Here is a 20,779-nt window from a genome sequence, read left to right as displayed (position 1 = left end):
CTGATATAACAAAGTCAAAGCACTAAAAATGGAGGCAAATTCTATGAACATAAATAAATTCACACAAAAATCGATGGAGGCCGTCCAGAACTGCGAGAAGCTGGCCTATGAGTACGGCAACCAGCAGATTGAGCAGGAGCATTTATTCTACAGTCTCCTGACGCTGGATGACAGCCTGATCTTGAAGCTCCTGACCAAGATGGGCATTTCCAAAGAGATGGTTACCGGAGAGGCGGAGCAGAAGCTGGCTGGACTGCCGAAGGTGAGCGGAGGCGGGCAGGTCTATATCAGTCAGGATTTAAACAAGGTGCTGATAAATGCCGAGGATGAGTCGAAGGCCATGGGCGATGAATACGTGTCGGTGGAACACATTTTTCTGTCCATGATAAAACATGCGGACCGTACCATGAAGGAGCTTTTCAGACAGTACGGGATCACAAGGGACGCCTTTTTGCAGGCTCTTTCTACCGTAAGGGGGAACCAGCGCGTGGTCAGCGACAACCCGGAGGCGACCTATGATACCCTTGAGAAGTACGGATATGATCTGGTGGAGCGTGCGAGGAATCAGAAGCTGGACCCGGTGATCGGACGTGACAGCGAGATCCGGAACGTGGTACAGATCCTTTCCAGGAAGACCAAGAACAACCCGGTCCTGATCGGTGAGCCCGGCGTCGGTAAGACGGCGGTTGTGGAAGGGCTTGCCCAGAGGATCGTGCGGGGTGATGTGCCGGAGGGACTGAAGGACCGGAAGCTGTTTGCCCTGGATATGGGGGCGCTGATCGCAGGCGCCAAGTACCGGGGCGAGTTCGAGGAGCGTCTGAAAGCGGTCCTGGAGGAAGTGAAGAAGAGCGAAGGACAGATCATCCTGTTTATCGATGAGCTTCACACGATCGTTGGGGCAGGGAAGACCGAAGGCTCCATGGATGCGGGCAATCTGTTAAAGCCGATGCTGGCGAGAGGAGAACTGCACTGTATCGGTGCAACTACCCTGGATGAATACCGGAAGTATGTTGAGAAGGACGCGGCGTTAGAGCGGCGTTTCCAGCCGGTCCAGGTGGACCAGCCGACGGTGGAGGACACCATCTCCATCTTAAGGGGCATCAAGGACCGCTACGAAGTGTTCCACGGCGTCAAGATCACCGACTCCGCGCTGGTTGCGGCGGCAGTGCTGTCCGACCGCTACATCACGGACCGGTTCCTGCCGGATAAGGCCATCGACCTGGTGGACGAAGCCTGCGCCATGATCAAGACCGAACTGGATTCCATGCCGGCGGAGCTTGACGAGCTGTCCCGCAAGATCATGCAGATGGAGATCGAGGAGACGGCCCTGAAGAAAGAGACAGACCGCTTAAGCCAGGAGCGTTTGCAGGACCTGCAGAAGAACCTGGCCGAGCTGCACGACGAGTTTACGGCGAAAAAGGCCCAGTGGGAGAATGAAAAGTCTTCCGTAGACAGGCTTTCCTCACTCCGCGAGGAGATCGAGCAGGTAAACAGGGATATTGCCCAGGCGCAGCAGCAGTATGATCTAAACAAGGCCGCCGAGCTCCAGTACGGCAGACTGCCGCAGCTTCAGAAGGAGCTGGAGGCAGAGGAAGCGAAGGTGAGAGAACAGGATCTTAGCCTGGTGCGTGAGAGTGTGACGGATGACGAGATCGCCCGGATCATTTCCCGTTGGACCGGCATTCCTGTCAGCAAGTTGAATGAGAGCGAGCGGAGCAAGATCCTGCACCTGGACGAAGTGCTGCACAAACGTGTGGTGGGCCAGGATGAAGGCGTGGAGAAGGTGACTGAGGCGATCCTGAGGTCCAAAGCCGGGATCAAGGACCCGACCAAGCCCATCGGTTCCTTCCTGTTCCTGGGACCGACCGGCGTCGGCAAGACCGAGCTTGCCAAAGCTCTGGCGGAAGCATTATTTGACGATGAGAACAACATGGTGCGTATCGATATGAGTGAGTACATGGAGAAACATTCCGTGGCCCGTCTGATCGGCGCGCCGCCAGGATATGTAGGCTATGACGAGGGTGGTCAGCTGACCGAGGCCGTGCGCAGGAAGCCATACTCTGTCGTGCTGTTCGATGAGGTGGAAAAGGCCCATCCGGATGTATTTAACGTGCTGCTCCAGGTATTGGACGACGGGCGTATCACCGATTCCACCGGCAAGACCGTGAACTTCAAGAATACGATCCTGATCATGACCTCCAACATCGGTTCCCAGTATCTGCTGGAAGGTATCGATGAAAACGGTCTGATCCGACCGGACGCGGAGCAGATGGTCATGAATGATTTACACGCCCATTTCCGTCCGGAATTCTTGAACCGTCTGGACGAGACGATCCTGTTCAAACCGCTTACGAAGGACAATATCAACCACATTGTGGATCTGATGGTTGCAGATGTGAATAAACGTCTGGCGGACAGGGAACTGAAGGTGGAGCTTACCGATGCGGCAAAAGATTTCATCACTGACCACGGATACGATCCGGCATACGGCGCGCGTCCGCTGCGCAGATATCTGCAGAAGCATGTGGAGACCCTGGCGGCGCGGATCATCCTGGAAGGGAATATCGGCGAAGGCCAGACGATCGTGATCGATACGTCGGAGGACGGCGGGAAGCTGATCGCTTATGTGGAGTAAATATTAAATTAATGCTTGCATTCGGAAAGTTGATTGTTTATAATTTACTTGAAAAGATACTTCGCAGGATGAGACGAGTGACGGTTCTGACTCGTCGGTAAAATAAAAACTGACCGGATATGAGACGAGTGACGGTTCTGACTCGTCGGTAAAATAAAAATTGACCGAGCGAAGAGTCCAGTGGGAGGAGTTTCTGCTCCTCCCATTTCTGTTTTTCAGATTTTCATATATCAAGATTTTGTGTCAATCTCCAGGAGAACATTATGAAAAGCAATTATGAATATTACATTCTTAGATTGGCGGATGCTTTTTACTGCGCCTATCCCAATCCGCCATATTCGGAAATACTGAATAAAAAACAACGGGCATATAGTTGTTTGTTGCTGCTTCCACAGCCACAATATTATATTTGCATTCCTTACCGGACAGAGATATCCCATCCCTATGCATTTCATTTCCAAAAATCAAAACGTTCCCGCAGCCATAGATCAGGCTTGGATTATACAAAGCTTGTAATCATTCAAAACCTTGATTATCTTGAAAAGAAACAGGCTGTGATCGATCATGATGAATATGTGGAAACAATTAATAATATTGATAAAATAGTTCGGGATGCAGTCCGGTTTATAGATGAATACTGCGGATATATTACAGGGAAGAATTGTTTACATAAGTCGGAATATGAACGTAGATATCAATTTTCTCCCTTGAAATATTTTCATCAGGAACTGGGCATTCAAAATCCGGTTCGCGTTGACGCTCCCCCCAATTTGTATTAAAATAATGTCAGAAACCAAATTCATTTACAATACAGGAGGGAAATTCTGTGGATAAGAAGCAGCTGGCGATTGAGAAGCATAGAGAGTGGAAGGGCAAGATCGAGGTGATCTCCCGCGCACCGATCACGAACAGGGAAGAACTGGCGCTTGCGTATACCCCGGGTGTGGCGGAGCCGTGCCTGCTGATCGCGGAGGATGAGGAGAAGGCATACGACTACACCCGCAAGGGCAATCTGGTGGCGGTCATTACTGACGGTACGGCAGTGCTGGGACTGGGAGATATCGGCCCATCCGCAGGAATGCCGGTCATGGAGGGTAAATGCGCCCTGTTTAAAGAGTTTGCAGATGTAGATGCATTTCCGCTGTGCGTGGATTCCAAGGATGTGGATACAATCGTGAAGACCATTGCCCTGATCTCCAAGAGTTTTGGCGGGATCAACCTGGAGGACATTGCGGCGCCGAGGTGTTTTGAGATCGAGAAAAAGTTAAAAGAGGTCTGTGATATCCCGATCTTCCACGACGACCAGCACGGGACGGCGATCGTGGTTGGCGCCGCGCTCTTAAACGCGGTCAAGGTGACCGGCAAGCAGATGGGCAGCCTGCGGGTGGTGATCAACGGCGCGGGCGCGGCGGGAGTATCCATCGGCAAGCTGTTGATCGCCATGGGCTTCGGCAACATCATCATGTGCGATATTAACGGTATTATCTGCGAGGGGGACGAAGGGCTTAACTCCGGGCAGGAGGAGATCTCTCATATCAGCAATCGGAATAAAGAGCACGGCAAGCTGGCGGACGCGCTGAAGGGCGCGGATATCTTTGTGGGCGTGTCAAAGCCGAACCTGGTGACAAAAGAGATGGTGGCAACCATGAACCGGGGGATCGTCTTTGCCATGGCAAACCCGGTGCCGGAGATCATGCCGGACGAGGCGAAGGCAGGCGGCGCTGTGGTGGTGGGAACCGGGCGCTCCGATTATCCGAACCAGATCAACAATGTCCTGGTATTCCCTGGCCTGTTCAAGGGTGTGCTGGCTGTGCGGGCGCGTGATATCACGGAATCCATGAAAGTGGCCGCGGCTCATGCGATCGCCGCTGTGATCCCGGAAGAAGAGCTGAATGCCGAGTATGTGATTCCGTCGTCCTTTGACAAGCGGGTAGCGCTTGCCGTTGCCAACGCGGTGGCGCAGGAAGCTGTAAAAGAGGGGATCAACCGCGCGCCATATACTGATATCAAATAGAGTAAAAAGAGTAAAAAGAAATGAGGCTGCTTTTCCCCCACAGAAAGCAGCCTCGGTCACGATCTAAAACCGTTACACTATAAAGTATTGCCTGGTATCCCCATACCAATCATAGAAATCGCATCCTGCGAGTTTTCTATCGTCGTAAGTTAAGAAAATAAAGGGCGCCGATGATTCGGCGCTTTATGTATTTCTTACGAGGAACAATATACCATTTATTTTCTCTCCCGTCAAGATTGTTTGTGCAAAATTTAGCAAAATCCCACCATATAAAACATAAAAATGAAAAAAATGCATAGAACCGTCCGTATAGAAAAGACAATGGTCCGCTGTGGATAAAACTGTCTCAAACCGCGCATACTGAAGCTGTATAAGATTGCGGAGAGGGGTGCAAAAGCATGGCGTTTTCGAAGAGTCTGACGGAAAATCTGGAGAGTTTAAAGCAGACGCTCCAGGCAGATAAAAATTTTGACATAGTATATCGAACTGTTGACATAGGCGGAAGAAAAGCCTGTGTATTTTTCGTGGATGGTTTTACAAAGGATGAGGTGCTGTTAAAGATCCTTCAGTCCTGGTGGAGCATCAAACCGGAGGACATGCCCCCGGATGCTCATGGATTTTCTAAAAAATATGTGCCTTACGGAGAAGTCGGACAGGTGGCAGAAGAAAAGGATATGGTCGTCCAGCTCTTGACCGGCATGTCCTGCCTGTTCATCGACGGCTATGACGTTTGCCTTACGGTGGACTGCCGTACCTATCCGGCCAGAGGCGTCGGTGAGCCGGAAAAGGACAAGGTCCTGCGCGGCTCCCGGGATGGATTTGTGGAGACCCTGATCTTTAACACGGCGCTGATCCGCCGGCGGATCCGGGACCCGAAGCTGAGTATGGAGATCATGACGGCGGGCGAAAGCTCCCACACGGATATCGCCATCTGCTATATGGACGGCAGGGTGGATGAACAGCTTTTGAAGGAGATCAAAAGGCGGATCCAGAACCTCCATGTGGATGCCCTGACCATGAACCAGGAGAGCCTTGCAGAGGGGATCTATCCGCATAAGTGGTTCAATCCGTTTCCCAAATTCAAGTTCACGGAGCGCCCGGATACGGCGGCGGCCTGTGTGCTGGAGGGAAATATCGTGATCCTGGTGGACAATTCCCCTGCGGCTATGGTGCTTCCTTCTTCTGTATTTGATATTATCGAGGAGGCGGATGATTATTATTTCCCGCCGATCACCGGAAGCTATCTGCGGCTGTCCCGGATGGTGACCGCGTTTTTGTGCCTGTTCCTGACCCCTACCTGGCTGCTCCTTATGATGCATACGGAGATCCTCCCGGAATGGCTTAAATTTACCATGCTGTCAGACCAGACCTATGTGCCTCTGATCTTCCAGCTTCTGATCCTGGAGTTTGCCATCGACGGCCTGCGCCTGGCGGCAGTCAACACCCCCAGCATGCTGACAACACCCTTAAGCGTCATCGCCGGTATCGTGCTGGGCGAGTACTCGGTGAAGTCCGGTTGGTTCAACAGTGAGACCATGCTGTATATGGCCTTTGTGACGATCGCCAACTACAGCCAGTCCAGCTTTGAGCTGGGGTATGCGCTGAAATTCATGCGTGTGATCCTCCTGATCCTCACAAGCATCTTTGATGTGTGGGGATATGCGGCAGGTGTGATCCTGGCAGTTTGTGCCATCGCCTTCAACAAGACCATCGCGGGCAAAAGCTATATCTATCCGTTGGTCCCGTTCCATTGGGGCAAGCTGAAGAAACGTTTCCTGCGGGGCCGCCTTCCCCAGAAGGAGAAAAGCGGAAGCTAAAATATCTGGATCACCAGGTGCTTGTAAAGAGCATGTCCCGGTTAATGGTGCGGTAGAACAGTTCCCGCACCTTTTTCGGGTCCCGGGTCTGCCCCAGGATCCACATCAGCTTGGTGACGGTGGCCTCCAGGGTCATATCATAGGCTTCCAGAAGGCCGAATTCCTGCTTGATACCGCGGCCGATCTCGTATACGGACATATTGCTGCCCTCGTTGGTGACCTGGGTGGTCATGACCACTGTTTTTCCCGCGGAGACAAAGCGTTCTATGGCCTTGTGGAAATCGCCGGTATCGTAAGTGGGGATGCCGCCTACCCCGAAGGATTCTATGATCACAGCATCATAATGCTCCGCCATGTAGTCCAGTACGCCGGCCTCCATGGACGGAATCAGCTTTAATAGGGCGATTCGGCTGTTCAGCTCGTGCCAAAAGCGCACCGGCCCGGCAATCTGGTCCTTATCATCCAGATAGAAGATGATGTGGCCGTCCTGGATGGTGGCAATATAGGGGAAGTTGATGCTGGAAAATGCATTATAGCTCTTGGTTCGTTCCTTCTTGCCGCGGGTCCCGGCGATGACCTTGCCGTCAAAAACGATGGTGACGCCGTGCGCCCGGCTGCTGCTGGCAAACAAAAGGCTGTCGGAGAGGTTTGCCTTGGCGTCGGTTATCTCTAAGTCGATGGGCTTCTGGGAGCCGGTGATGACAACCGGTTTTAAGGAGTCCTGGATCAGATAGGAGAGAGCGGAGGCAGTATAAGCCATAGTGTCGGTTCCGTGGCACACCACGAAGCCGTCGTATTCCTCATAATGGGCTTCGATGGCGGAGGCGATCAGCAGCCAGTGTTTGGGCTGCATGTTGGTGCTGTCGATATTGAGTACCTGCACGGTATCCACCTGGCAGAACCGGGTCACATCCGGTACATAGCTTAAAAGTTCCTCTGAGGTGATCAGTGGTTTTAAGCCGCTGCCGCCGCTCTTGGAGGCGATCGTGCCGCCGGTGGCGATCATCAGGATACGTTTTTTCTGTTTGACCATTTTTAAATTACCCTCCCTGTGTGGAAAAAACTTGTCATCTGACTGGAATCATTGTATTATATCAATTAATCATAACATAAGTATTCCAAATGGAACAGATATCAATACCAAAACCAGTCTTTATCAGAAAGCGAGGAAGCAAGTGAAATGACCACAATACCCAAAGACCCGGTGATGCTGATGAGTTATTTAAATACGCAGCTTAGGGATCATTATCCGACCCTGGAGCTGCTGTGTGAGGATCTTTTGCTGGACCGGGAGGAATTGGAGACGAAGCTGCTTGCCATAGACTACCGCTATGACAGCAAGATCAATCAGTTCCGGTAGGCTGGCAGCGGATATGAGCAGAGAGGAGTGAGGACCATGGCACAGGCGGCAGCGGTGTGGACCTGGATGATGGAGCACCTTTTATATATCAACCTTTTTTTATCGGTAGTGATCGTGTTTTTTCAGAGGCGGGACCCCAAGGCAGTGTGGACCTGGCTTCTCATCCTCTATTTTGTGCCGGTTTTCGGCTTTTTCTTTTATCTGATGTTTGCCCAGGACTTCCGCAAGAGCAAGATGTTCCGCGTCAAGGAGGTGGAGGACCGGCTGCGGTTTTCTTTGAAAAGCCAGGAGGAATTTATCCGCAATGCCAGCCAGGATTTAGATGACCCGCTGGCGGCGGATTATGCGGACCTGGTATTCTATAACCTGGAACAGGCAGGTGCGGTGCTGACCCTCAACAACAGCCTGGAGATTTTTACAGACGGCCAGAAAAAGTTTGAGGACCTGCGCCGTGAGATGCGGTGTGCGAAGTATTTTATCCATATCCAGTATTATATTATCAAAAATGATGAGCTGTTCGACACCATTGTCCCGATCTTAAAGGAGCGGGTGCGCGCCGGGGTGGAGGTCCGCATTCTTTATGACGGTATGGGCGGAAGGTTCATGCCGGAGAAACGGTGGCAGGAGCTTCGCGAGTCGGGCATTCTGGTAGCCAGCTTCTTTCCTCCTATACTGGGGCGGCTGAACCTGCGTGTGAATTACCGCAATCACAGGAAGATCGTGGTGATCGACGGGCATGTGGGATATGTGGGCGGCTTTAACATCGGCAGGGAATATTTGGGCAGGGACCCGAAGTTCGGTTATTGGCGGGACACTCATTTAAAACTGACCGGGGATGCGGTGATCAGCCTTCAGATCCGCTTTGCGCTGGATTGGAATTACGCTGCAAAGGAAAATCTGTTCAGGGACAGCCGGTATTTTGCGGACAACCGCGTGCCCAGGGAGCAGTTTTATGATCCGCTGGGGATCCAGATCATCACCAGCGGCCCGGATTCCCAGCAGCGGCAGATCCGGGACAATTATCTACAGCTGATCCATCGGGCGCGCCATCATATCTATATCCAGACTCCGTATTTTGTACCGGACGATGCGGTCTTGAGCGCTCTTAAGATCGCTGCGGAATCCGGGATCGACGTGCGGCTTATGATCCCGTGCAAGCCGGATCACCCCTTTGTGTATTGGGCTACCTATTCCTACGTGGGAGAGATGGTGGCGGCAGGTGCGCGCTGCTATACCTATGAGAACGGGTTTCTGCACGCGAAGGGGCTTATGGTGGACAGCCGGGTGAGCTGTTATGGAACGGCCAATATGGATATCCGCAGCTTCGAGCTGAATTTTGAGGTGAATGCCACGATCTTTGATGAGGAGAGCACGGAACGGCTGGAGGAGATCTTCCTGGAGGATCTGACCCGGTGCAGGGAAGTGACAAAAGAGGTCTATGAGGCGCGGGGCCTGTGGGTGCGCATCCGGGAACAGGGCAGCAGGCTTTTGTCCCCGCTTCTGTAGCTGCAGCTTTAGTGACTGGAATTTGATATTCGGGATGCATAAAGGCGGATGGCCGGTGGCATACTGATGTCATGAACATCATGAGAAGATTAAAAGAATTACCAGTCAATTTTTTTAAATGCGGGATCACCGGGTGGTGCCTGGAGGTGATCTTCACTTCGGTGGAGTCCATCATGGCGCACGACTGGCGGCTGATGGGCCGCACATCCCTTTTAATGTTTCCGATCTACGGCTGCGGCGCGCTGCTGTCTCCGATCGGTAAGGGAGTGGACCGGTGGATCGGGGAGAGCAGTATACGGCCGGCAGACCGGTATATCCGCCATGGGATGATCTATATGGTGCTGATCTTTACGGCGGAGTACTTGTCCGGGGCGTGGCTGCGGGCAAAGGGGATGTGTCCCTGGGACTACAGCAGCAGCCAGACCAGTGTCAACGGCCTGATCCGTCTGGACTTTGCGCCGCTGTGGTTCGCCACAGGATTATTGTTCGAACAAATTACAAAAAAGAGGGGCAAATGACTTGTTTTTGCCCCTCTTTTTTTATATACTTAAACGATAACAGGTTAGTACAAAGAGGTGTGGGAATGATACGATTTATTTTGGTTGCTCTGATGGTTTTGGGATTTCTGGTTTCCAGTATCCCGCTGCTGATCGGAGAATGGTTTGTGGGCCGGAAGGACAAGAAGCGCCAGCAGGAGCACAGCCTTCTTGTGGTGCAGGCGATGTTCCGGATGCTGATCCGGCTGACCGGTTCTACGGTGACGGTGAAAGGCAGGGAGAGGATACCGGAGGGGGCGGTCCTGTATGTGGGCAATCACCGGAGTTATTTTGATATTCTGGTGGGTTATACGTCGGTGCCGGGTCTGACAGGGTTCGTTGCAAAAAAGGAGATGCTGCGTTATCCGCTTTTGTCCAACTGGATGTGCAACGTGAACTGCCTGTTTTTGGACCGGACGGATATGAAGGCGGGGCTTAAGATGATCCTGGACGGGATCGCCAAGGTGAAGGAAGGGATCTCTATCTGGATCTTCCCGGAGGGGACCCGCAGCCGGGGGAAGGATATCCTGGAGATGCTCCCATTTAAAGAGGGAAGCCTAAAGATCGCGGAAAAGTCCGGCTGCCCGGTGGTGCCGGTCGCGATCACGGGAACAGGGGACATATTTGAACAGCATATTCCGTTTATGCGTCCGTCCCATGTGACGATCGAGTTTGGGGAGCCTTTTTACATCAAAGAGCTGCCTCCTGAGCAGAAGAAGCACGCAGGTGCATATACCCAGGGGAAAATCATAGAAATGCTGAAGCAGGAACAGCAGGCGCGGAGGGCTTAGGACAAGTGGATTTACAGGAATGCAGAAGAGAACTGGATAAGATTGACAGAGAGATCGTGGAGCTGTTTGAGCGCCGGATGGAGATCTGCGGATGTGTGGCGGAGACCAAGATCGGTTCCGGCAGGGCGGTCTATGACGGGGAGCGGGAGAAACAGAAGCTGGAGACTGTGGGCGCTATGGCCCATGGGGAGTTCAACCAGACTGCGGTGAGGGAGCTGTTTTCCCAGATGATGACCATCAGCCGGCGGTATCAGTACCGTATGCTGGCAGAGCACGGAAAGGGCGTGGATCTGGGCTTTAAAAAGCTTACAGAGCTTTCGACAGAGGGGGCACGCATTGTATATCAGGGCGTGGAAGGCGCTTACAGCCATGCGGCTACACTTCAGTTTTTTGGGGATCAGGCTGACATCTATCATGTGGCGAGTTTTGAGGACGCCATGAATGAGGTACAGGACGGACGGGCTGATTTTGCGGTGCTTCCCATTGAGAATTCTTCCGCAGGTGCGGTCATAGACATGTATGATCTGCTGATCCGTTATCATAACTATATTGTGGCGGAGACTTTCCTGCCTGCGAACCATGCGCTTTTGGCGCGGCAGGAGGCGGAGATCACCGATATCCGGACGGTGTATTCCCATCCCCAGGCGCTGATGCAGTGCTCCAGGTTTCTGAATGAACAGAAGGAGTGGAAGCAGATCAGCTTTGCCAACACTGCAGTAGCGGCAAAGAAGGTGCTGGAGGACAACGATAAGACCCAGGCGGCGGTAGCAAGCGAGATTGCCGGAAAGCTCTATGGCCTGAAAGTGTTAAAGCCTTCGATCCAGAACAACCAGGGCAATACCACCCGGTTTATCATCCTTGCAAAGGAGGCGGTGTACCGGAAGGATGCAGGGAAGATCAGCCTCTGCTTTGAACTGCCGCACCATAGCGGAACCCTGTATAATATGTTGGGGAATTTTATTTTCAACCATGTAAACATGATGATGATCCAGTCCAGGCCGATTCCGGGAAGGAACTGGGAATACCGGTTCTTCGTGGATATCGAGGGGAATCTGGAGGACGCCGCGGTGGAGAATGCGCTGAAAGGGATCGCGGAGGAAGCGCTCAATATGCGGATTTTGGGGAATTATTTTACGAAGAGTTAACGCGTGTCTTGCGGGAGTATTTTACGAAGATACAACGCGTGGTTCGCGGGAATATTTTGCGAAGTTTTAACACATAACTGGCGGAAACATGAGGATAGGTCTGATAGGATCGGGGAAGGCAACGGCAGACAGCCGGCTGTCGGATGCTACGGACAGGATGAGAAGGAGGCGGCGTATGGTACGTACGTTTGCGGCAATCGATGTGGGGTCATTTGAGCTGGAGCTTGGGATATACGAGATCGTGGATAAAGGCGTTATCCGCTCTGTTGACCATGTAAAACACATGATTGCCCTTGGAAAGGATACTTACAATGAAGGCAAGATCAGCTACGGCCTGGTGGAGGAAATGTGTGATGTGCTGAATGATTTTGTCAGGATCATGCAGGGGTATCAGGTGTCGGATTACCGGGCCTATGCCACCAGCGCCATGCGGGAAGCGCTGAACAGCCAGATCGTGCTGGAGCAGATCCGGGTCCGCACGGGGATCGAAGTGAAGGTGATCAGCAACTCGGAGCAGCGCTTTATCAGCTATAAGGCGATCGCCGCCAAGGATGCGGAATTCCAGAGGACGATCCAGAAGGGGACAGCCATTGCAGATGTGGGATTTGGAAGTATGCAGGTCTCCCTGTTTGACAAGGATGCCCTGGTGTCCACCCAGAACCTGCCCTTAGGCGTGCTGCGCCTGCGGGAGCTGCTCGCCCATGTGAAGCTGACTGCGGATATCGAGCAGTCGCTGGTGACGGATCTGGTTGACAATGAGCTGGTGACATTTCGAAAGATGTATTTAAAAGACCGGGAAGTAAAGAACTTAATTGCGATCGGAGAGCCGATCCTGACCCTTTATTACAAAGCGGGGGCGGCAAAGCGCAGCGACCGGGTCACGAAAGAAGAGTTTACGAAGTTCTATGACAAGATGCGGCATCTGACCAGGGACCAGATCGAGGATATTTTCGACGTGAATGCAGATTATGCATCCATGCTGTTCCCCACTGCCGCGATCTATAAGAGGATGATGGAGATCACCGGAGCGGAGATCATGTGGATGCCGGGCATCCGTATGACGGACGGGATTGCGGCTGAATATGCGGAGGACAAAAAGCTTTTAAAGTTCAACCACAATTTTGCCAACGACATCATTGTCACATCCCGCAATATGGCCAAGCGGTATAAGTGCCACATGCATCATATCCAGATGGTGGAGACGGCAGCCCTGCAGGTGTTTGACTGTCTGAAGAAATACCACGGCATGAAAGCGCGGGAGCGTCTGCTTTTGCAGATCTCGGCGGACCTCCACTCCTGCGGCAAGTTTGTTACCATGCGTGATGCTGCCGAGTGTGCATACAACATTATCATGGCAACGGAGATCATCGGCCTTTCCCATGTGGAGCGGGAGATCGTGGCGAATGTGGTCAAATACCACGCCCAGAGCTTCCGTTATAATGAGGTGGAGGTGGCGGAAAAGGTTTCTCCGGGCAGCCGCCTGGTGAACCCTGACAATCTGGTCCTGATGATCGCCAAGCTGACTGCGATCCTGCGGCTGGCCAACGCCATGGACCGGAGCCATGCCAATAAGCTGGCGGGATGCCGGCTGAATGTAAAAGAGAACCAGTTGATTATTACCACTGATTACGACGGGGATGTGACGCTGGAGGCCATGTCCATTGAATCGAAGGGTGATTTCTTTGAAGAGATCTTCGGAATCCGTCCGGTTCTGAAGCAAAAAAAGAGGGTGTAGAATATGGCAGAGACAGATACGATTTATACCGACCCGAAAAATTATGTTAATCGTGAACTGAGCTGGCTGGAGTTTGATTACCGGATCTTAAATGAGGCCAGAGACAAGAGTATTCCGCTGTTTGAGCGGCTGAAGTTTTTGAGTATCACAGCCTCCAACCTGGACGAATTTTTTATGGTGCGCGTGGCATCCCTCAAGGATATGGTGCATGCCAAGTATAAGAAGCCGGATATTGCAGGATTAAAGCCTGAGGAGCAGCTGGTGCTGATCGGGGAAAAGACCCATGATCTGGTGGATATGCAGTACTCCACCTACAACCGGTCCCTTTTACCGGCTCTGAAGCAGCAGGGGCTGCATATCGTTTGCGAGCACGAGGAACTGACGGAGCAGGAAGCGGCGTACGTGGACAAATTTTTCCACAAGAATGTATATCCGGTGCTGACCCCTATGGCAGTAGATTCCTCCCGGCCGTTTCCGCTTATCCGCAACAAGTCGCTGAACATTGCGGCCCTGGTGCAGAAGAAAGACGGGGAACAGGACTTGGAGTTTGCCATGGTCCAGGTACCGGCGGGGCTGGCGCGCATCGTGGAGCTTCCGGACGGCAAGGACGGCGAGCGCCGCGTGATCCTTCTGGAAGAGATCATCGAGCGCAACATGAAGGAGCTGTTCTTAAACTATAATATCGTGACTGCCCACCCGTTCCGCATCATGCGCAATGCTGACTTTACCCTGGACGAGGAGGAGGCTGTGGATCTTTTAGAGGAGATCCAGAAACAGCTCAAGAAGCGCCAGTGGGGCGAGGTTATCCGCCTGGAGGTTGAGGAAAAGGTTGACAAGCGGCTGTTAAAGATCCTGAAGAGGGAGTTGTCCGTTGGGTCGGAGGATATCTATGAGATCAGCGGTCCCCTGGACTTGACATTTTTGATGAAGATGTACGGCATGAGCGGTTTTGACCATCTAAAGACGCCGGCTTACATGCCTCAGCCGGTACCGGCATTTATGAATGACGACGATATCTTTACCAATATCCGCAAGGGAGATATCCTGCTGCACCATCCCTACCAGACCTTTGACCCGGTAGTGAATTTTGTGCGGCTGGCTGCGAAGGATAAGGATGTGCTGGCGATCAAGCAGACATTGTACCGGGTGAGCGGCCATTCGCCGATCATCGCGGCCCTGGCGGAAGCGGCTGAGAACGGCAAGCAGGTATCGGTGTTAGTAGAGCTGAAGGCCCGTTTTGATGAGGAGAACAATATCAACTGGGCGAAGAAGCTTGAGAAGGCCGGCTGCCACGTGATCTACGGCCTGGTGGGCTTAAAGACCCACAGCAAGATCACCCTGGTGGTGCGCCGGGAGGAGGACGGCATCCGCCGTTATGTCCATCTGGGTACTGGTAACTATAACGACTCTACGGCCAAACTCTATACGGACTGCGGGCTGATGACCTGTCATCCGCAGATCGGGGAGGACGCCACCGCCGTGTTTAACATGCTGTCAGGATATTCGGAACCGCCGACCTGGAACAAGCTTCTGTTGGCCCCGTTGTGGCTGAGGAGCAGATGTATCAAGATGATCAAACGGGAGGCCGCCCATGCACGTGCAGGGAAACCGGCCCACATCATGGCGAAGATGAACTCTCTCTGCGACAAGGAGATCATTGCCAATCTCTATGAGGCCTCCTGTGCCGGAGTGAAGATCGAGCTGGTCATCCGCGGGATCTGCAGCCTGAAGGCTGGCGTCCCGGGCCTCAGTGAGAATATCAGTGTCCATTCGATCGTGGGCAATTATCTGGAGCATGCACGGATCTTTTACTTTGAGAATGACGGCAGCCCGGAGGTATACATGGGCAGCGCTGACTGGATGCCGAGGAACTTGGATAAGCGTGTGGAGATCATGTTCCCGGTGGAGGACCCGGAGCTTAAAGAGCAGGTCATCCACATCCTGGAGGTGCAGCTTGCCGACAATGTGAAGGCACATATCCTTCAGCCTGACGGCACCTATGAGAAGATCGACAAGCGGGGCAAGGTCCTCGTCACCGCCCAGGAGCAGTTCTGCCAGGAAGCAATCGCCATGGCAAAGGCCCGGCGGGAGGGGCAGGATGTGCATAATACGCGGGTGTTTGTGCCGGCTACGCCGCCGGAGAACGAGTAGACAGGATATAGGGGCAGACGACGATACCGTCTGCCTCTTTTAGTATTTTTTGACAGATTAACATTTTAACCGGATAATGGATGTCCAATTTTTGAGAAATCCCATTTTTTCTAAAATAGTGCTTTGAGGGTGGTATTTTTTTATGCAGTGCTTTATATCAAAATAAAAATTGTGGAAATCCTCATTGTCCAACAAGTATTTTAATATAATGACTTCAGAAAAAATATCATTTTTACCACACTGATAACGATTGTGAAGTTGAGGAATATGTAACTTATCATGAATCAGGGTGTCCGTAATGGAATCCTTGGTAACATAATTGAAAAAACGGTTTCCATGTGCACATACATTGCGATGCTTTGTCATAATGGATAAAAACGAATGTAAAGTTTTTCTTGATATACAGTGATAGTCATTGCAGATTTTGATGGCAACAGAAGCTTTCAGATAGTCAAACAGGTGAGAGGCCTGTCCCATGGTTAATACCTGGACCATAATCCAGAGAGGAACATTTTGATGTTTGGATTTATAATGATTAATATATGCGTACTCGCTGTTGTAAGTTAAATGATAAGATAGAATATCAATTAGCTTTTGTATACCTTTTCTTGTGGAGTCTGTAATCAGATAATTGTATGGTGACAAATACTGTTGCTGATTGTCCCCATATATGGAACAAAAATGGTAGGCTAAAGAGGATTTTATACTTCTTTCTGCAATGAGTATATACTTTAAGAATATACTTCGAAGTTCGTTGTCAAATTGATATAACCGATAAATATCTTCTAAGGTAGTACCATCTATGTATTTTCCGGTAGCTGGATTTTTGAAGGAGTCCTTGTAACCAGAGATTAGGGAGAAATAACTGGTTTTCATTAAGATATGTTTCGCGGTATCGAAGTCCTGGATAATAAGATTTTTATCTTTTTGCAAAAAGATGAGCAATTCATCATAGGATTTATATGGTTTTGCTATATGCTATCACTCCATTTCAAAGTAAAATAACGAAAGGCCCCCGCAGGGACCTTCCGGACCGAAGGCTTCACAAGTTTCTCCGGTACGATCACCAAGGTCAATATAACAGAATTCAAGAAAGTTGTCAACGGTCTTTGTTCTCTATATCTGATTCTGCACAAAATACCCATCCCATTTATCCACCAATACATGCTGGAAAGACTGAAGCTCACGGATATGCCTCTGCAATAGGCCGACCGCACTGTCAACATCCTTATGGCTCACGTAGTCTACAAGCTGTTCATGTTCCCGGATAATGGTATCAGCAACACCCTGCTCCCGGGAGGAGATCAGGCGGACCCGGTCGTAATGCCCGTTCATCTGCCGGATCAGGGACGCGGCCAGATCTTCATGGGTATCGGTGAATTCCAGCTGGTGGAAGCTGTTGTCCAGCTCCAGATATTTTGCATAATCTTCGGCATGCAATGCCTGATACTGCTGCTTTATGTTGTCACGCATAGCTTTAATAGTATCTGCCGAAGCTGCTGCGGCAAAGTTATACATATTCTGCACTTCCAGGGCTTCGCGGATAAAGCGCTCCTGGTTTACCCGGTCAAAATCAATCCGCGAGACTACTGTGGCTTTCTGCGGGGAGATCTCCAGCAGGCTTTCTCCCTGAAGCCGGATAAAGGCTTCCCTCACGGGCGTCCTGCTGATATTCAACCTGGTAGCGATATCCTGTGTACTGATCACAGTCCCTGGCTTCAGTTCCATACTGACTATCTCATTGCGGAGCGTCTGGTAAGCCTGTTCCCGCACACTGTTGACCACCACAACATACTGTCGTTTTTCATCCATCATTTCGTTCTTTTCCTCTTACTCCTAGTATTTTCCATTTTATCACGATAAAAAAGAACCTGCAAGCATAAGTACTTGAGTTTCAGCATGTTACGGAGGCGGACAGAAGATCGCACAGAATGCCTTTGTGCTGATAATAGTATTTGAACTTTTAAATAAAATACTATTTGGACAAAGTGCATAAAAAAAATATTTAGATTTTATAAAAAGCAACAAAAATGCCGTACAAACCTGTCTGTACTACCAAAAAGTGTTGCAATTAACATGCTAACATGTTAGTATAATAGTATCTAAAATTCCTTATTCAAAGAATAAGGCTCACTTCATCAGGAGGAAAATGATATGAAGAAAAAAGTTATGGCATTTGTATTGACGGCTTCTATGATTTTACCGCTGGTTGCGTGTGGCAACAGCGGAGGCAGCGGGGCGGCGGCTCCGGCAGCTAAGACGGAAGCGGCATCTGAGAATACGGAGGCTGCTCAAACAGAGGCGAAAAAGGCAGAGGCAGCAGACGATACGGAAGCTGCCGGGGAAGCGCAGGCTGCGGTGACGGAGGGGGCTTCCTACTCGATCAACGTGGCTTCCACATTTGCTCCTGAGGGACCGGTCCATCAGGTGATGGAAGAATTTAAGTCCAATATTGAGACTGCTTCCGGAGGAAGGATCAAGGTGGTCATCCACCCGAGCGGCGCCCTGGGCGGGGCAAGGGAAGTTGCTGAGGGGCTACATGCAGGGACCATAGAGATGGGCGCCCTGGGATGTGAGGATTTTGAGTATTATGCTCCGGAATATTCAATCCTGGAGGCACCATACCTGTTCCGGGATGTGGACCATTTTAAGAATTTTATGGATACATACGGTGATCAGATCTTTTCTGAGGTTCAGGAAAAGTCTGGGATCATGACATCAGCGTGGTTCTACAGAGGCGCCAGGATGATGACTGCGAACAAGAAGATCGAGAAACCGGAGGATTTAAAGGGACTGAAATTCCGCCTGCCTTCCATCCCGGTAAGGGTCTCTGTATTTGAGGATTTTGGGGCGTCTCCCACCATTGTTGATTTCTCCGAGCTTTATATGGCGCTCAAGACCGGGACTGTAGATGCACAGGAGAATCCTCCGGAGACCATCTATTCCTACAAGTATTATGAGGCACAGAAGTATCTGATCCTTTCATCTCATATCTTTACGCTGGCCAGATATATTACCTCTGAGTCCTGGTTCAACACGCTGACGCCGGAAGACCAGGCCCTGATCGGTCAGGCCTGGGCAGATGCACAGGCGAAGGTTACCGCGGAGTATCCGGACCCGGATGCAACCTATATAGAGAAATGCCAGGCGGAGGGGATGGAAGTTGTTACGCCGGATAACGAAGCATTTATAAAGCTGGCTGCACCTGTGGTTCAGGAGTATAACGACAAGAACTGGAAACCGGGCCTGCTTGATATGGTAAATGACCTCAAATAAAAGCAAGGAGATAAAGATGACAAAAAAGATATTGTCTTTCCTGGAGAATGTCTGTGCGGTATGTCTCTGTATACTTACATTTTCCGTGTTTTTTCAGATTCTGGCCCGCCTGGTATTCCATATCCCGGCCACGTGGACTGTCGAGATCGGACGGGCGATGTTTTTATCCATCGTATTCCTTGGAATGCCAATCCTGATCTATCATGACGGACAGATGGTAGTCACAATGATAAAGGATCTGTTTGCCGGAAAGAGAAAAGCCACTTTAATATTCAATGTGATAGAGGATGTGTGCGCCTATTTCTTTTTAGTGACGCTGGCGTATGGCTGCTATGACAGAATGCTTTCAGAATGGACTGCGGCGATCCCCACGGTTGAATGGCTGACCTATGGTTATCTGTATCTGGTCATGCTGGCCGGAACACTGCTTATGCTGTATGCCAAGGCAGTCCACACAAAGAATTATTTGACTGGAAGCCGGAGAGAGGAGGATGACTCATGTATCAGACCGTAGCGTTGATCCTTACACTTGGACTTATCATCCTTCTGGCATTTGGCGTGCCGGTGGGCATGTCCCTCTGCGTAGTGGGATGTGTGGGTTTTATGGTCAATATGGGGACCATAGCGTCATGGTTCCAGCTTATATCCATGCCCTTAAAGCTGACCAGCAGCCTGCAGAACTTCCTTTTGCTGTCAATCCCGCTTTTTATCCTGGCGGCAAAGATCATGAACGGTTCTTCGATCACAAAGCGGATATTCAAATTTGCAAATGTGGCTGCCGGGTGGCTGTCGGGGGGACTGGGACATGCCAACATCCTTGCGTCCCTGCTCTTTGCGGGAATGTCCGGGACGGCAGTCTCCGATGCAGCCGGACTGGGCCAGATTGAGATAGAGGCAATGAAAAACAATGGCTATGACGTTGACTTTTCAGCGGGTGTTACGGCGGCGTCCTCCACGATCGGTCCTATTTTCCCGCCGTCGGTCCCTATGGTCATGTATTCGACCATATCAGGCGTATCGGTAGGGTCTCTGTTCCTTGGAGGGGTAGTGCCGGGAGTATTGATGACCATAACCATGATGATAATCGTGTATGCTGTTGCAAAAAAGAGGAATTATCCCAAGATGCCATTCCCGACAGTAAAAGAATTTGTCTCAGCCTTTTGGGAAGCGCTGATCCCCATGCTGACTCCGGTCATCCTTCTGGCGGGGATCTGGACAGGCCTTTTCACGACGACGGAATCGGCTGTGGTAGCGACGGTGTATGCACTTTTGATATCCTTCTTTGTGTTTAAGGAGATGACCCTGGAACGGTTGTGGGGTATCTTGAAAGAGACGATCAGGGACACGGCATCTATCGGATTTGTTACGGCTGCGGCTGCCTTTTATGGCTGGGTCCTGGCGCGCTGTGGGATATCCAACGCCATTGCGGAGTGGCTGGCAAATGTAACGACCAATCCGATCGTATTTATGCTGATCGTCAACATTGCGTTACTTGTGATCGGCTGTTTTATGGAGAGCATTGCAGCGATCCTGGTGTTTGGCCCGGTCCTTCTGACTGCGGCTACCGCTATGGGGATCGATCCGCTTTATTTTGGTCTTGTGATGGTCTTAAACCTGATGATCGGCCTGTGTACGCCTCCATTTGGAGTATGCCTGTTTGTCATAGCTGACACGGCTAAGATAAGTTTTCAGAAGATGGTGAAGGCCATGCTCCCATTTTATATCCCGTTGTTCGGATGCCTGATACTTCTGTGTCTGGTGCCTGAAATAGGGACATGGTTACCGGGCTTGTTTGCAAAATAATGATTGGCAG

Annotated in this window: 17 protein-coding genes; 14 read left to right on the top strand and 3 right to left on the bottom strand. The window is 51.1% G+C overall.

The window, feature by feature from the left end:
* Positions 1-43 precede the first annotated feature (43 nt).
* The 4 genes from clpB (at position 44) to AB1I67_RS01935 (ending at position 6,466) form a co-directional block, all read left to right on the top strand.
* Positions 44-2,635: an ATP-dependent chaperone ClpB gene (gene clpB, locus AB1I67_RS01950; RefSeq protein WP_367028138.1), complete on the top strand. Its 2,592-nt coding sequence runs from the start codon at positions 44-46 to the stop codon at positions 2,633-2,635.
* Between the two features lie 263 nt (positions 2,636-2,898).
* Entirely contained in the window at positions 2,899-3,414 is a 516-nt protein-coding gene (locus AB1I67_RS01945) for a hypothetical protein (RefSeq protein WP_367028137.1), read from the top strand.
* Between the two features lie 47 nt (positions 3,415-3,461).
* Complete coding sequence (locus AB1I67_RS01940; RefSeq protein ID WP_367028136.1) at positions 3,462-4,649, top strand: NADP-dependent malic enzyme; 1,188 nt, start codon at positions 3,462-3,464, stop codon at positions 4,647-4,649.
* Between the two features lie 398 nt (positions 4,650-5,047).
* Positions 5,048-6,466: a spore germination protein gene (locus AB1I67_RS01935; RefSeq protein ID WP_367028135.1), complete on the top strand. Its 1,419-nt coding sequence runs from the start codon at positions 5,048-5,050 to the stop codon at positions 6,464-6,466.
* Positions 6,467-6,476: 10 nt separating this feature from the next.
* Here AB1I67_RS01935 and AB1I67_RS01930 read toward each other — a convergent pair whose 3' ends face one another.
* Positions 6,477-7,499 carry an asparaginase gene (locus tag AB1I67_RS01930; RefSeq protein ID WP_367028134.1) on the bottom strand — a complete coding sequence of 341 codons (1,023 nt, stop codon included), beginning with the start codon at positions 7,497-7,499 and terminating at the stop codon, positions 6,477-6,479.
* A gap of 147 nt (positions 7,500-7,646) precedes the next feature.
* Here AB1I67_RS01930 and AB1I67_RS01925 point away from each other — a divergent pair, with 147 nt between their 5' ends.
* From AB1I67_RS01925 to AB1I67_RS01895, 7 genes are all read left to right on the top strand, one after another.
* Positions 7,647-7,826 carry a DUF4250 domain-containing protein gene (locus tag AB1I67_RS01925; protein WP_367028133.1) on the top strand — a complete coding sequence of 60 codons (180 nt, stop codon included), beginning with the start codon at positions 7,647-7,649 and terminating at the stop codon, positions 7,824-7,826.
* A 36-nt stretch (positions 7,827-7,862) separates the two neighbouring features.
* Positions 7,863-9,332 carry a cardiolipin synthase gene (cls, locus tag AB1I67_RS01920; RefSeq protein WP_367028132.1) on the top strand — a complete coding sequence of 490 codons (1,470 nt, stop codon included), beginning with the start codon at positions 7,863-7,865 and terminating at the stop codon, positions 9,330-9,332.
* 71 nt (positions 9,333-9,403) lie between these two features.
* On the top strand, positions 9,404-9,850 hold the full coding sequence (locus tag AB1I67_RS01915; protein WP_367028131.1) for a hypothetical protein: 447 nt from the start codon (positions 9,404-9,406) through the stop codon (positions 9,848-9,850).
* A gap of 65 nt (positions 9,851-9,915) precedes the next feature.
* Positions 9,916-10,659 carry a lysophospholipid acyltransferase family protein gene (locus AB1I67_RS01910; protein WP_367028130.1) on the top strand — a complete coding sequence of 248 codons (744 nt, stop codon included), beginning with the start codon at positions 9,916-9,918 and terminating at the stop codon, positions 10,657-10,659.
* A 5-nt stretch (positions 10,660-10,664) separates the two neighbouring features.
* Positions 10,665-11,804 carry a prephenate dehydratase gene (pheA, locus tag AB1I67_RS01905; protein WP_367028129.1) on the top strand — a complete coding sequence of 380 codons (1,140 nt, stop codon included), beginning with the start codon at positions 10,665-10,667 and terminating at the stop codon, positions 11,802-11,804.
* A gap of 175 nt (positions 11,805-11,979) precedes the next feature.
* Positions 11,980-13,539: an exopolyphosphatase gene (locus tag AB1I67_RS01900; RefSeq protein WP_367028128.1), complete on the top strand. Its 1,560-nt coding sequence runs from the start codon at positions 11,980-11,982 to the stop codon at positions 13,537-13,539.
* A 3-nt stretch (positions 13,540-13,542) separates the two neighbouring features.
* Positions 13,543-15,690, top strand: coding sequence for an RNA degradosome polyphosphate kinase (locus AB1I67_RS01895; RefSeq protein ID WP_367028127.1), 2,148 nt, complete (start codon positions 13,543-13,545; stop codon positions 15,688-15,690).
* A gap of 57 nt (positions 15,691-15,747) precedes the next feature.
* On the opposite strand, the gene AB1I67_RS01890 is transcribed toward AB1I67_RS01895, so the two are convergent.
* Together AB1I67_RS01890 and AB1I67_RS01885 are read right to left on the bottom strand one after the other, a co-directional pair.
* Positions 15,748-16,566 (bottom strand): Abi family protein, encoded by an 819-nt coding sequence (locus AB1I67_RS01890; protein WP_367028126.1) that lies wholly within the window; start codon positions 16,564-16,566, stop codon positions 15,748-15,750.
* A gap of 240 nt (positions 16,567-16,806) precedes the next feature.
* Positions 16,807-17,505, bottom strand: coding sequence for a GntR family transcriptional regulator (locus AB1I67_RS01885; protein ID WP_367028125.1), 699 nt, complete (start codon positions 17,503-17,505; stop codon positions 16,807-16,809).
* Between the two features lie 339 nt (positions 17,506-17,844).
* Between AB1I67_RS01885 and AB1I67_RS01880 the strand changes: the two genes are divergently transcribed.
* Genes AB1I67_RS01880 through AB1I67_RS01870 form a run of 3 tightly spaced genes read left to right on the top strand, consistent with a single transcriptional unit; the run spans position 17,845 to position 20,769 of the window.
* Positions 17,845-18,966, top strand: coding sequence for a TRAP transporter substrate-binding protein (locus tag AB1I67_RS01880; RefSeq protein WP_367028124.1), 1,122 nt, complete (start codon positions 17,845-17,847; stop codon positions 18,964-18,966).
* Between the two features lie 16 nt (positions 18,967-18,982).
* Positions 18,983-19,480, top strand: a complete 498-nt coding sequence (locus AB1I67_RS01875; protein ID WP_367028123.1) for a TRAP transporter small permease subunit — start codon at positions 18,983-18,985, stop codon at positions 19,478-19,480.
* The gene (locus AB1I67_RS01870) at positions 19,465-20,769 is read left to right on the top strand and encodes a TRAP transporter large permease (RefSeq protein WP_367028122.1); all 1,305 of its coding nucleotides are present in this window, start codon (positions 19,465-19,467) and stop codon (positions 20,767-20,769) included. The genes AB1I67_RS01875 and AB1I67_RS01870 overlap by 16 nt, the downstream gene beginning before the upstream one ends.
* Positions 20,770-20,779: the final 10 nt, after the last annotated feature.

Origin of the sequence: Clostridium sp. AN503, from assembly GCF_040719375.1 — a bacterium.
Classification (GTDB): domain Bacteria; phylum Bacillota; class Clostridia; order Lachnospirales; family Lachnospiraceae; genus Brotaphodocola.
The sequence above is the reverse complement of the archived record's forward strand: the minus strand, read 5'-3'. Positions and strand labels throughout refer to the sequence as shown.

What these genes read in the sequence shown, in the direction of transcription:
- clpB (WP_367028138.1), top strand. Translation starts at nt 44, where the DNA reads ATGAACATAAATAAATTCACACAAAAATCGATGGAGGCCGTCCAGAAC.
- AB1I67_RS01945 (WP_367028137.1), top strand. Translation starts at nt 2,899, where the DNA reads ATGAAAAGCAATTATGAATATTACATTCTTAGATTGGCGGATGCTTTT.
- AB1I67_RS01935 (WP_367028135.1), top strand. Translation starts at nt 5,048, where the DNA reads ATGGCGTTTTCGAAGAGTCTGACGGAAAATCTGGAGAGTTTAAAGCAG.
- AB1I67_RS01930 (WP_367028134.1), bottom strand. Translation starts at nt 7,499, where the DNA reads ATGGTCAAACAGAAAAAACGTATCCTGATGATCGCCACCGGCGGCACG.
- AB1I67_RS01925 (WP_367028133.1), top strand. Translation starts at nt 7,647, where the DNA reads ATGACCACAATACCCAAAGACCCGGTGATGCTGATGAGTTATTTAAAT.
- cls (WP_367028132.1), top strand. Translation starts at nt 7,863, where the DNA reads ATGGCACAGGCGGCAGCGGTGTGGACCTGGATGATGGAGCACCTTTTA.
- AB1I67_RS01915 (WP_367028131.1), top strand. Translation starts at nt 9,404, where the DNA reads ATGAACATCATGAGAAGATTAAAAGAATTACCAGTCAATTTTTTTAAA.
- AB1I67_RS01910 (WP_367028130.1), top strand. Translation starts at nt 9,916, where the DNA reads ATGATACGATTTATTTTGGTTGCTCTGATGGTTTTGGGATTTCTGGTT.
- AB1I67_RS01900 (WP_367028128.1), top strand. Translation starts at nt 11,980, where the DNA reads ATGGTACGTACGTTTGCGGCAATCGATGTGGGGTCATTTGAGCTGGAG.
- AB1I67_RS01895 (WP_367028127.1), top strand. Translation starts at nt 13,543, where the DNA reads ATGGCAGAGACAGATACGATTTATACCGACCCGAAAAATTATGTTAAT.
- AB1I67_RS01890 (WP_367028126.1), bottom strand. Translation starts at nt 16,566, where the DNA reads ATGAAAACCAGTTATTTCTCCCTAATCTCTGGTTACAAGGACTCCTTC.
- AB1I67_RS01885 (WP_367028125.1), bottom strand. Translation starts at nt 17,505, where the DNA reads ATGATGGATGAAAAACGACAGTATGTTGTGGTGGTCAACAGTGTGCGG.
- AB1I67_RS01880 (WP_367028124.1), top strand. Translation starts at nt 17,845, where the DNA reads ATGAAGAAAAAAGTTATGGCATTTGTATTGACGGCTTCTATGATTTTA.
- AB1I67_RS01875 (WP_367028123.1), top strand. Translation starts at nt 18,983, where the DNA reads ATGACAAAAAAGATATTGTCTTTCCTGGAGAATGTCTGTGCGGTATGT.
- AB1I67_RS01870 (WP_367028122.1), top strand. Translation starts at nt 19,465, where the DNA reads ATGTATCAGACCGTAGCGTTGATCCTTACACTTGGACTTATCATCCTT.